General features: G+C 38.7%; 1 protein-coding gene. It reads right to left on the bottom strand.

Annotated features, from left to right (window positions below):
• Positions 1-145: 145 nt before the first annotated feature.
• Positions 146-14,434: an MBG domain-containing protein gene (locus tag CBG10_RS01435; RefSeq protein WP_094511421.1), complete on the bottom strand. Its 14,289-nt coding sequence runs from the start codon at positions 14,432-14,434 to the stop codon at positions 146-148.
• Between the last annotated feature and the right edge of the window lie 32 nt (positions 14,435-14,466).

Here is a 14,466-nt window from a genome sequence, read left to right as displayed (position 1 = left end):
AAAGAAATTCTTGATCTAATCATCAAAATCAAGCTTTATTATATTAATAAATTATTTAGATTCTTCGTTATTTTATCGATATATAAACAAGCTCCCCACTATTTAGAGAATAATGAGGAGCTTGTTTAGCTTTATTTATTTTTAATTACTTTTCTCGTTTTTTCTTCTTCATACCAGTTAAACCAAAGATACCTGCAAGGGCAACGAATGCAAATCCTAATACAGAATTATTACTTTGATCATTACCAGTCTGAGGAAGGGCATTAGCTTTTGACTTTCCTTCTACTGGGGCCTGAGCTAATTGATGTGAGACAAAATGTTGATTTGAAACCTGTTGCTTTTCTTGTTCAATCGGTTTAGTTGGCAACTGATCATCAGGCACTAACTTGTCACCATCATTTGTTGGGACTGATGGTTCGGTCGGTTGTGCCGGTTGAGTTGGTGTTACTGGTTGATCAGGTTCTACTGGTTGATTATTCTTAGTGTATTCAATCTCGATACTCTGATTTTCATCACTAGGAATAACCATTTCAGCGAAAACAGCAGTCTGACTAGCGGTATAGCCATTAATTGCTGGTGCCGTATATGCTGGCCATTCATTACTGCCATCAACTTGCCAAGCGCTATAAGTTGCCTTACCAGTAACCGCGTCAAATGTTGCTGCCCGGGTAAATTTAACAGCCTGTGTAATTATCTGGCGTTGTCCATCCGGCAGCTTAACAGTAATGGTTCGTGTTACCTCTTTGGTTAGGGATTCCATCTTCTCGTAAGTTGTTGATGGATTACCAGGAACTTTTCCGGTTGGGGCTTCTTCTCCTGGCTTTACAATGATCGTTTGATGTTTGATCAAAACGACAACATCTGGAATTCCATCAGGAGTAGCCGTGACTGTTGCTGGAATTGATTGACCGGAGACAAGTTGCCAACCAGCTGGCACAGTTAAGTTGACCGCCACTTTCGCACCTGTTTTACCTTTGAGAGCAGTTTGACTAATATCACTACCATTTTCGTCGCGGTAAATAATCATCCCCGTCTGCTCATTAGGAATGTAGTTAATTTCGACAGTACTGTCACCACTGGCTGCTGTGACATCTATCTCAGGAACAATCCGCATATTTGTCGTGTACCCTGGTACGGTTGCAGGAGTAAAGGCCGCAAATTTGCCACGATTCCATTTAACGTCAGTAACTTCACCAGTGACCAAGTTCTTTGTCCCAGTTCCGGTTAAGCCGACTGTTTGCACGGTTTGTTTGTCACCACTTGGCAGGTGCTCAACGATTGTCCGCGTTACCGTCCTATGCTCTTGAACTGGCACAGTAACTGGCTCAATCACAATCACAGTTGTCCCACTAGTAATCTTCACAGACTGCGGAAGTTCGCCAGTTGGTTGCCAATTAGTCGGAACTTCTGGCTTGAAGGAAACATCACTGTCTTCTTCACCAGTAACAGTTTGTGTATGGATTACTTGACCATTGGCATCTTGGTAACTAATAATCTCTTGGCCTTCTTGTGGTTCCGGAATCTTATCGTACGTGATGTCAACCGTTTCATTTGGCGTCTCAGGATTTACCGTCATTGCTGGCACAATCTTTTGACTAGGCACATAGTTCGTAACAGTCGTCGGTTGATAACTAGCCCATTGCGCAGTGCCTTGGGGAAGCCATTCAGTGTATTTAATTTCACCTGTTACTTCATCAAAGACCGCTGTCCGGGTAAATGTAACTTTTTGTGGAATCGATTGTTCTTCACCGCTTGGGTATTTAATATTGATTATCCGCGTTGGGGTAACCGTTAGTTTTTCCATTGTTGAGTAATTCTTGGATGGATCACCTGGAACTTTACCAGTCGGAATGTCAGTCGCAGGAGTTGCTGGAGTAACAACAACCGTCTTATGCTCAACTTTAACTATTACCGTTGGAATTCTGTCTGCTGTAGCAGTGACAGTCTTTGGAATTCCTTGGCCCGGAACTAATTGCCAACCAGCTGGAACTTCTGGAGTAATAGTTATAGTTTCGCCTGTCTTACCAGTAATTGTTGTAGAACCAATTTCCTTGCCATCTGCATCTTGGTATGAAATCTTACCACTTTGCTCATTAGCGGTGTAAGTGATATTGACAGTCTCATCTTGTTGACCGTTCTTCACTTCAACAGCTGGCACGATGCTTTCACTTACCGTGTAACCAGGAATATTTTCTGGAGTATATGCATCCCATTTAGCCGTTGACCATTCCCCATAAGTTACTTTACCAGTAACATCATCGTAAGTAGCATCACGGTAAATCTTAGCTTCTTGAGGGATCGTCTGCTTTGTTCTATCTGGGTTAGTTATAACAATCGTTCTAGTAATCGTCTGGTTTAAGTCACTTTCATGTGCGCCATCAATTACTTCACCGGTTACAGTCTTCTCACCGTCAGGAACCGGATTATTATGATCAACGTTAGTTACTCCATGCTTAATCTTAATTACAGTAATTCCATTATTAATGGTGATTTCAGTTGGCACTTCACTTGGATCACTTGCTACCCAACCAGCAGGGAATTGAGGAGTAAATTCAACTTGATTTCCTTTAAGCTTTCCACCAACTGAGGATGCACTAATTACCTTACCATCAGCATCCACATAGTTAATAGTTTGACTACTATTTTCCAAAATAAATGTGGCTATTGAACTGAAGTCAATATTGTAATTTGGATTTTCTTGACGAATCTTATTGATTGCATCCCCACTAAGCTCAACGTCATAAGTTCCTGCTTCAGTTAATTGAGCTGGATGACCATCTTTACTGAAGATAAAATCATTTGCTGTTAATCCAGTAATAGTTTGTCGTTGCTCGTTTAGCGCTACAACAACTGAGTAGTTATGAGGATCAAGTTCTAAGTCTTGAGTAGTTTGAGAACCACTTATTGTTGCACTAGCCTTGGCGGGAACAATTACTAGTACTCCCTGACTGTCATCGTAACTGTAGTTATAGTTACTATCAGTTGCTTTGATTGCATCAATTCCAGCTTGGCTTAACTTAACTTGGTAAGTACCAACATTTATTGGATTACCGATAACTTGAATATCTTTGTCAGTCAATTGGTAAGTTTGACCGTTAGAAAGTTTAACTTCAAATTTATCAGGCTCTAATGCTACTACACTGCCTGTATAAGGAGTTTCTTGAGTACCATTAAAGCCAATGGTTGCATTTGCCTTGCTAATCGTGACACTAGCTAAACCATTGAATTTCCAAATGTAATTACTATTATTAGCAATCTTACTTTGACTAGAATTCTTGAGCTTCAAGTAGTAAGTACCAACATTTACTGGGTCAGCAATTACTTTTCCATCTTCATCAACCCACTCATAATCGTCAGCAGATAAAGTTGGGGCGGTAAGATCTACACCATTGTTAGTAGCAATAGCGTTAGTAATCTTAGCAACATTAATTTCAGGAATTTGGCCGTTGTAAAGCACATCATATGCTCCTGAAGTAGTTACATCAGCACTAGCTTTATTAATAGTATAAGTGCCGGCAATTGGATTACTCCAGTCATAATTTGGATACTCTTCTTTAATCTTATTAAGAGCTGCTTGCGTTAAGGTAACTTCATAGCTTCCAACATTTACTGGCTTTGAAGCAGTACTAAAGACTAAATCACCTGCCACAAGTGGAATACTAATTGTTTTCCCATTGTTAGTGGTGATTTCTAACTTGTAATCCTCAGCATCCAAGTTAGCTACTTCACCGTTATAAATCATACTATCAGAACCATTGGCAACTATTTTAATTCCAGCTAAAGCTTTCTTAACGATAAAGCTACCATTATCTGTCGAAGTATAAGTGTAGTTCTTTGTCCCAAAGTGTTTTTCAATATTCTGTAATCCTTGGTTAGAAAGAATAACTTCAAAAGTACCAATGCTAGTTGGGGTACCATCTTTAAATTGGAGGTCACCGGCAACTGGAGTATAGGCTAAAGTTTGGCCATCAGCGGTTTTGACACTAATAGTATAGTCGGCTGGGTTTAAAGTAGTATCCTCACCATAAATAATCGTTGGTACATTAGTCTTATCGCCTACAGTAATCGTTACTGGCATTTGAGTTACATCAAATGGTGCTGTATACGCATTATCTGAGAGTAACCAATTATAATCCACACTATTTAATTTTCTAATGTTTTCCAGAGCTTGATTAGTTAACTTAACTTGATAATTACCTACTTCATTGGGCGTCGTTATTCCTACAAATTCAAGGTCACCATCTTGCAAAGTATAGCTGTACTTATCGCCATTAACTAAACCAACGATTGAAACAGAATACTCACTATAATCAATTGCTTGATCCTTACCCGTGTAACGAACATTTTCACTACCATTCAAAGAAATATAAGCATCAACTGGTGTAATTATGTAGTTAGCGCCTTTTGTATGTTGCTTATCAGTATCTGTATTGTCGGAATCAGACGTAATATCTGAATTTTCGTTACTCATAGTACCGTTAGTTGCAGTAAATTCTTCTGATTTACTATCACCAAAGTCATAATCTGGATAGTATTCTTTTAAAGCATTATAAAGTTTTTGAGTTGGCACTAACTCATAATTACCTACTTGCGTTGGTAAATTATTATCAAAATATTGGGTATCCTTAAATTGTAAATCACCTACTGATAATGGTGTTGGATAAAGAATATCTTTCCCATTCATAGTATCAGTTAAAGTAATTGTAAATTTAGTTGGATCAATTACCACTTGACGACCATATGGCGTAGTTTGAGTTCCACTTAAGGTAATGCGTCCTTTACGCGCATAAATAACGTATTGAGCCAAATCTTTAGTTGATTGGGTAATATTATAATTTGGATTTTCTTGGTTCAAGCGCTGAATGGCCGCTGCACTTAATGTAATAGCATATTGACCAGCTTGAATTGCATCAGCTCCATAGTTAATTACTAAATCTGATGGTTGAAGAGTAAACTTCACTCCCTCAGGTGCATCATCGTAGCCGTCCCAATGAAGCTTTAGGTTCTGCATTTGATCTTGGCTGGTAATTTTAACTGGATTGCCATCATATACACTTGAAGCAGTTCCAATAAGGCCAATTGTTAATTCAGCTGGAGCAATATTCAGTAGAGCTGGTGTATTCACAAACGTCCAATTATAGTTACTATTAATATCTTCTAAGTTTTGTTTTCCTTGTGCTGACAAGTAAACATCATAGGGACCCGCATTAGTTGGATCTGCAACGGTTGTCATTAAGTCGCCGGGCTGCAAGTTATAATTCAAGGTTTGACCATTGTTAGTAATAATTAGAACTCGGAATTTACCATTATTTAAGGTTACTGCCTTACCAGTATAGTCGCTATTTTGATTACCAAGTAAACCAACTTTAGCTGTAGCTTTTTTAATCGTAAAGTCTACTGCATCATTATTATAAGTATAGTTATAGTGATTACTTTCAAGACTTCGAATCTGACCTAAGGCTACCGCAGTTAATCTTACCTTATACTTACCGGCATTAGTTGGTGCAGGAATTTGCTTACCCTGGTCGTCTACAAACTCAAGATCTTCCGGCTTTAAGACATAAGTTTGACCATTCGATAATTTCACGCTAATACCATTAACGACTCCATCAGTAGCTGGAATTACTACTGCACTACCTGTATAAATTGTTGAACCTGAACCGGCAAGAGCAATGGTTGCGGTTGCCTTTTCGATATGATAATTACCTTCACCTTGGTAATTCCAAATGTAGTTGGCATTTCCAGCAATCGCATTTTGAACTTTTTGCCAGCCAGCTTGGGTTAAGCGAACTTGATAAGTGCCAATTTCACTTGGTGCAGAAATTACTTGTCCATTTTGTAAGAATTCATAATCACTGGCAGTTAATTGCAAAGTGCTTGGCAAAGCGATGGTCTTTTCATTTGGATTATCGGTAGTAATCTCTGGAATAAAGCTAGCTGGATTAATCGTTGCTGGCTTACCATTCCAAGTAATAGTCTGAGTACTAGTATCTGGCAAAGTGATCGTAGCATTAGCTTGATTAATCTTATAAGTATACTCACCACTAATTGCGCCAGTAGCAAAACTATAGTTAGGGTTAGCAGCCTGAATCTTGGCAATTGAGCTATCCTTAAGCTTCAAGTAGTAAGTGCCAACATTAGTTGGTAAGCCAGTCACTTCAGTGTAAGTACCGTCTGCATTCTTGGTGTACCAAGCGTAGTCATCAGCGATTAAATTAGAAAGATCTAAACTTTGACCATCAACTAAGTCACTTGGCGTCCAAGTAATTGAATTAAAGACATCACTAACTGAAATTTCTTGACCGTTGTAGACCTTATTGCCATTTCCACCTAAAGTATCAGTAGCTGCTTTTTGATTAATCGTGTACTTAATCGTACCGCTGGCAGTATTAAAGCTGTAGTTAGAGTTGTCAGCTTGTAATGTTTGGAGAACAGAGGATTTCAAACGAGCTTCATAAACTCCAGCATTAGTTGGAACCACATCAAGCTTATTCCCGTCCGTATCATACCAATCAAAGTCGCTAGCAGTAATATCCTTCATTGATAATGGGTTATCAGTCACAAGATCATTAGCGTTAATCGTTAAGTCTTTTACATCTAAACTAGCGGCCTGACCATCATAAGTCTTTTCTTGATCCTTGCCAGAGATAGTTACATCAGTAATTGACTTGGGAACGATTTCAAAAGTAGCTGAACCAGTTAAGCTATTCTCATTAATTTTTGCATTTCCTGAACCAGCATATTGATCAATTGCAGCTTGCAAATGAGCCAAACCAGCTTGGGTCAACTTAATAGTGTAAGTACCTACATTAGTTGGTGCCTCACCATTAGTCCAAATGTAATCACCATCTTGCAAGTGGTAAATACTATTTTCAGTGCTACCAGGGAAGGTCAAGTTAACAATAATGTCACCACCATTGTTAATTTCAGCGGTAGTAACTGCTGAGCCATTAAATATCATTTGGTTAGAACCTGACAAGCTTGCACCAGCATCAGTAGCTGTATTAATCGTGTAAGTTGCCTTGGTATTAAATGTCCACTTGTAGTTATCGCCATTGTTGCCAGTTAAACTCTTCAACTTAGCTTGACCAACTGGTGATAATTCAACCGTATAACTACCAGCATTAACAGGATCACCATTAGCAAACTGCAAATTAGCACTAGTTAACTTAATTGTTTGTGCAGTACCGTCTGGAGCATAAACCGTGGCTGAATAAGTCAAATTATACTTACCAGTGTTCAAATCAGCTGGAGTAGTAGCTTTCCCGTCATAGGTCTTACTATCGCTACCATCTAAGCCAATCGTTACTTCGCCTTGGTTCACCTTAAAGGTGCCATAAGTAGTTACATCGCTCGCATCCTGTGGATAAGTATAGTTAGTACCCAATGCACTCTTGATATTATCCAGGCCCTGAGATGATAAGACAACTTGGTAACTACCAACATTGCCTGGTGTTTGACTAAAAATCAAGTCGCCATCTTTAGCTTGGTAGTTTAAAGTATCACCGTTTTCAGTTATTACAGTTAGAGTGTAGCCTTGAGGGTTCTTCTTAATAGCACTTAACCAATCGTTGGAACCATAAGTTACGTTTTGCTCATTTCCACTGACAGCAATTGTCACCGGCATTTGATCAACAAAGAAGTTAGCCCGTGCTTCAGGAGCTTGCGTCCAATTATAGTTAGTTGAGCCAGTTAAAGCTTGAAGCTTCTTCAACCCTTGAGCAGATAATTTCACTTGATAAGTGCCAACATTGCCCGGAGTAGTTACAAACTCTAAATCGCCTGCTTCAAGCTTCAAATCTGTATAAATTGGCTCATGTTCATTGTTAGTTGTCGCATTCTTGACCGGTGCAGTAATGGTAATAGTGTAGCCATTATCGTCACCATATTGAATCGTCGCATTTTCACCATATTTAATATGTTCTGCGCCATTAATCGTAACGGTAGTATCAGCAGGTGTAACGACATAAGTAGCTGGTTCATGCTTGCCATCAACAGAATGCAAATCAGATGAACCACTTCTAGCAGGACTATCAGTCCCATTAACAACGTCCCAATCATAATCTGGAAAAGCTGCCTGTAGTCTTTGTAACAATTGATCAGCAATCTTAACTTGATAAGTGCCGACATTGACTGGCATTTGACCATTAGCAAAGCCATTAATATAGACATCCCCAGACTTCAACCCACCAATTGCTTGAATAATTTCAGCATCAGTTGGCACAGGAACACTGCTATTCCAATTAGTTAGTTCAATGTGGTAAGCACTTGGATCAAAGGCTAAATCAGCCCCGTAAGTGGTCGTTTGATTACCGCTTAAAGTAACTTGAGCCTTGCGAGCATAGATTAAGAAATTACCAGTCGTTCCACCTAAACTAATATCATAATTACTTGCACCTGTTAGATTCTTAATCTTATTAAGTGCAGTACTTGTTAAACGAACATAATAAGCTGGATTACCTGTTTTATCGTTTTCTTGGGCGTTAGCATGGCTGACTGGATTACCAGCACTATCAACCACTTCTAAATCTTCTGGAGCTAAAGTGAAGCTTCCCAATCCACTTGGCTCATCATTTGAGTTACCCCACACTAGTTTAATATCACCATTATCAAGCTGCGTCTGGCTAATGGCTGCATTTTGACCATTATAAACTTGTGATGCAGTTCCACTTACGCCGATAATCAAACTTGCTGGATAAATGTGGTAAGTAATGTGGCCTGAAATGGTACTATTTCCGTCCTTAACAAATGTGTAGTTAGGGTTAGCATTCGCAAAGGCGGACTTACCTTTTTCATTTAATTGTAAGTAGTAGTAACCAGCATCAGTTGGAGCAGTAATCTGCTTGCCATCTTGATCGACCCATTCAAAGTCATCAGCAGTTAAATCTGGAATAGTCAAACCTTGAACATTATTGAAGCCAAAGTTCTTCTTGATTTCTTCATTAGTTGGATCAAAACTTATTGCGTGACCATTATATTCACTCTTTTCATTACCATCTAACTGAACATCTGGTGAGATAGCTTGCTCAATTTGGAAAGTTGCACTGCCAGTATTGTCCTTAGACAAGATAACATTGCCTTTACCAACGGCTTCATCAATTGCAGCTTGAATTTTATCAAGACCTACACTAGAAAGAGTCAGAGTATAATTACCAGCATTAACAGGTGTTTTACCATCTTGAGTATTCCAAGCGTAGTCTCCATCTGCAAGAGTAAAACTAGTTGGTAAGTTAACAACATTATTACCATTAATGGCTACCTTGATGGTTGAACCATCAGTATACAAATCAGCTGTCGTTACTGAATTGCCATTGTAAACCATCGAATTGTGACCGCTAAGTTCAGTATTAGCGCTCGCAGGAGTAATGGTGTAAGTACCAGTTCCACTAGATGCTGTGGCAGCCCAAGTTACATTATCACTATTAATTTCTTTGATATGATCCCAACCGGCTTGCGATAAACGAACTTCATATTTTCCAACATTAATTGGGACAGTAGTAGTCCAAGTCCCATCAACATTAAATTCAATATCGCCAGCAACTAAGTTATAAGTTGGATTATTTGGTTCATTCAGCTTAATTGAGAAGCCGTTTAAGTAATCTCTATTAGGACTACCAGTGTAAGCGTATGAAGGGTTGCCACTAAATTCTGCAGATGCTTGGGCCTTGTTAATGACTAAAGTACCGAAACTCGTACCTTGGCTAATCTTGTAGTTATCACCAACTGCCTTTTGAATCTTCGCAACACCGGCATCAGTTAAGACAATATGGTAAACACCACCAGCATTCGTTGCAGTGATAGGCTTACCGCTGACATCAACAATTTGGAAGTCACCAGAATCTAATTGAACATTGCTCAAGCTAGCTGTTGCGCCGTCTTTAGCACTAATACTTACTTGAACGCTGTTAGTGCCATTCGCATTATAATCAACGCTAATTGATTGGCCCGTGTAAGTTTTGGTTTGTGTCCCATCGACACTTACAGTATTTTCAGCAGCTGTAATAGTGTAAGTAGCTAAGCCACTACCATTAGTCAAAGTAAAGTTAGGATTATCCTTCTGTAGAGTAGAGAGCGCAGCGTCCTTAAGTTTTATGTGGTAAGTTCCAACATTTTCAGGATTACTGATCGGATTACCCTGAGCATCTACCCACTCATAACTATCACTAGTAAGGTCAGTCGTATCTAAAACTACTTTGGCATTGTTAAAGTTAGCAGTAATTGTTAATTTTGAAGGATCAATACTAGTCGTAGGTTGACCATCATAGATCTTGGTGTAATTTCCAGATGTCTGGTTGCTTAAAGTGAAAGTAGCTGGTGCTGGATTAATAATATAGGTGGCAGTACTGGTAAAGGTTGAATTACCCTGAGCATCTACCCATTTAATACTGTTATTACCAAATTCTTTTATAACATCCTGCTTACCTCGTTCTGACCAACGTAACTCATAGGTACCTGCATTAGTTGGCATTTCAGTCGTCCAAGTTTGACCGTTATCAGATGAAAATTCAACATCTCCAGCCTGTAAAGTATAAGGTGCTCCAGTTGGCCCTGTAACTCCAACATAGATTGGATTATCACCATCCCCATCATTAAGGTCATTAAGAGTGATTGGACTGCCAGTATAAGTTGACTCATTAGTACCTGCCAAAAATGCTGTTGCAGTTGCCGTGTAGGTTATATTAATTACAGTCGGAAGTGTATCGATAGTGACAGTTTGAGCTGGAATAGGTCTCCAGTTTGGAATATTTAATGTTGTTTCAGTCGTTGTCCCATCAGGATGCGTAACTATTTGTTTAATGACTTTCGTATAATTATTAGGAACCGGTATATTGTTGTAGCGTCCCCACTCACCTGTAGTCCAGCCACTCCCATCAAAGCCATCAAATGTTACTCCGCTATCATCAGCATTTACTTTAACAGGTCTAGTAATCGTGGCTGATTGAGTGGTGATAGATGGTTTGACCACGGCAGACCCGTTTATAGATTTATCGATCCCAATCATGTTAATTACACGGTTAATAGTTTTTTGCGTCAATGATTTAGGTACATAGTAAGTCGCCAATTCGTTACGAACATACCATTGAGGAGCATTATTAGTAGTAAATACTGTATTGGAATTATAATTTGGATTAGCAAAATTTACAGTAGTATATGTGCCTGTAGAATTGAGGTTTACTACTACATAGTCATTGCCAGCATCAGGAGGAGTAACAGTAAATTGTCCATCTTGTGCTATATCCCATTTCCCAGAAATTACATGGAAACCTAAGTGGTCCTCATCACCAACCGTCTTATCCCAAGTCCAATCTCCATAAACCACTTTATTGATTGAAGCATTAATAGTCCCAGCTTGTTTGAAGAAAACTTGAATCTGCGCATCGGGTGCAACTGATTGACCATTCTTATCACCACCTGCATACACAAATTTAGCAGTTATTGTTCTAGCTTCAGTTTTATTTGGAACATAGAAAATGGTATGAACAGGTTGAGCTTCATAAAGAGGTGCAGCCGTAGTATATGCAGTTGAGCCTTTAGAAATATCGCTGGTATCGCCATCACCACCATTCCAAGTAGGGAAAACAAATTGATTAGCTGGAACTTTATTAGTATTTGTAGCAGGACCACCAGTGTAAGCTGTATATCCATCTAAGGTTGGCACATCGGCAGTTACTGTAGCCCACTCTTGCGGTAAATTAGTCCAAGTCCCGGATACTACATGGTAACCAGGTGTATTACTATCACCTTTTTTAGTATTCCATTGCCATGGACCATACGTAACAGTTCCAGTTACCAAATCTTTTGTAGCTTGCCGAGTATAGTAAACATCTAAAACTGCGGAAGTAAAGGCATTACCATCCTCAGTGTAAGTACCGTCTTCATTAACTTTTGTCTTAACGTAATTTACGGTAACAGTGCGTGTTTCTTGTGCAGCTGGATCAGTATTAGTTACGTCTTGAGTTTTATGAACTAAGTGAACAACAACATTTGCACCATAGAATGAAGGAGCAGCCTCAGTCGTCCATTTATAATTTGGTATTGTCCAATTACAACTTGGATCTGTAAATGATCTCCAGTAATCTCCAGCAACTGTTGCTCCTGCAGGTACTCCAGAGACACTAACAGATTGATACTTATCTGAATTTACGCCATCTGGAAATGTAAGTCGACTATATCCACCATTGTCAGCATTTTGAATATCAAATTGAACAATCTCTTTATTTTCCGTATCATCCCAGTAAGTGATGGTAAATTGCATTTGATCAGTCACAGTTACCTTAGCAGTAGCTGGAGCAGTTATGGCAGTATATTGCTGACCATTCACAGAAACTGGATAAGTTGCAATAACTTTAACATTATATGTTCCTAATTGATTCCAATTTGGTTCACTATTATTAATAAATTCAAATGTAGTGCCTGCTGGAAAATCTGCACTATTAGCAACTAAATCTTTAGCAGTTAAACTATTACCTTTATAGACAGTCTTGTCTTGAATCTGAATTTCTTTCTTTTGGTCTGCCGGGATAGTAACAACTTGGTATGTAGCATTCGCATAGTTAACTAGATGATTATTGTGACCTGTTACATCATCAACAGGGGCAGTTGAAACTCTCTTTAGTACATAGTTATGTTCAGTAACATAATCCTCAAGCTTTTGATCAACCATGTCTTTGTAACTATTAATGGCATCCGTCATGTTACTTGCGCCAGCTGCATCATAAACAACAGGGAACGAAATAGTTGTACTTTGCCCACTATCTGCATTATTAATAGTAATATTATGTGTATTATTGTTTTTATTGGATAAAAGAGTGTAGAGATTACCACTAGCTAAAATGATTGGCTGAGTAAAGCTACCATTGGCAATACCCAAAGTGTTTAACTTATCAGCAGTAAGGGTGGAGTTATTGCCGAGATAAATGACTGACTGAGTATTATTTATGACATTCGATGCACTGGTTACCTTACTAAAGTCCCAGTTAGAAAGATCAACATATTGAGCCGATGAACCAGCAAACAAAACTGACATATTGGTAACATTGCTCGTGTTCCAGTTAGCAATCGCACTTGCATCAACCAATGATCCTTCATTAGCAAAAATTGCAGTAAGATTAGTTACCTTACTGGTATTCCAGTTTTCTAGACCATGCAGGCTAGTTAATGCTTGGTTAACATTAAATACCCGGTTCATATCCGTCACACTGCTAGTATCCCAATTAGCTAAGGCACTAATGTCAGTCAAATTAGCATCACTCATAAAAATGACACCCATGTCAGTTACATGACTTACATTCCAATTTTCTAGACCTTGTAAGTTTGTAAAACTATTATTAGCAAATGCAGTGTTGAGGTTTTGTAAACTATCAGTCTTCCAATTGCTTAAAGGAGAAAGATCTGTAACTTTGTTAACATTGTTGAAAATCCGAGTCATATTCGTAACTTTTTGAACATCCCAGTTTTCCAAACCAGTTAAGCTAGTCAAGCCCGTCGCATTTTGGAATAAAAGGGACATATTAGTTACATTGGAAACATCCCAATCACTAATTCCAGTTAAAGAAGAGAGTTTAGTAGCACCGCTAAAAGTATTTTGCATCGAAGTAACGCTACTTGTATCTAAACTATTAGCATCTAAACTAGTCAAATTCACATCATTTTGGAATGTCTTATCTAAGTTAGTACTTGCAAGCTTAATCTTCTTATCTTTAGTCTTACTAAAAGCAATCGTAGTAGCATTTTTCCAGCTTTTAATTAAATCATTAGAAATCGACACTTGAAGACCATCAGTTGATTTATTAGTGGCCGCAAAGTCAGCCTCATTAGGCACAATAATGTGAGTTTGATCGCCAGTGTAGCCAGTTAATTGGTAATAATTGTTTCCATCAAAAGTGGTCGTCTGCCCTGTCCACTTAGAGGTATCTAATGTCCCCCACGTAGCAGAATCATATCCGCCATTAGTAGTAGCTGCAGTTGCAACAGTTTTATTTTCTTGAAGTGCTTCATTGGCAGGATTCTCAGCAGTATTTACATTGAGAGCAAGAAAAGCATTTTTATTTTCTTCTTCACTATTAGTTCTATTTGTATAAGAAGCGGAACTTGAGTTTTCAGTATCCTGAGCAGTTGTAATCTTTTGTTCACTGGTTTTAGAAGTGTCAGTAGTATTAGCTACAACATTTTTCTTCGTTTCATCAGATTGTTGAGCACTCTCAGTCACGGAACTTTGCGGTTGTGCCGATTCCGCTGCAGTTACAGTACTACCACTTGCTTGCGTTGTTGCTGGGGTAGTCGTATCTGCTTGGACACTAGCATTTACTACTGCCGTTGCCCCAAAAGCCAGCATAAAAGTAGCACAGGCAGTAATCCACTGTTTCTTTGCTTTGTATAATTTGTAATTCTTATTTTTGGGAGTCATGCTCCGTAAAGGATTATTTTTACTCATAAGATATCCCCCGTCTCTTAGTCATTTATCTT

The sequence above is a fragment of the Limosilactobacillus reuteri genome (genome assembly GCF_002254085.1).
GTDB lineage: Bacteria > Bacillota > Bacilli > Lactobacillales > Lactobacillaceae > Limosilactobacillus > Limosilactobacillus reuteri_K.
The sequence above is the reverse complement of the archived record's forward strand: the minus strand, read 5'-3'. Positions and strand labels throughout refer to the sequence as shown.

Excerpts from the sequence above, each read along its gene's own strand:
- CBG10_RS01435 (WP_094511421.1), bottom strand. The coding sequence starts at position 14,434 with ATGAGTAAAAATAATCCTTTACGGAGCATGACTCCCAAAAATAAGAAT.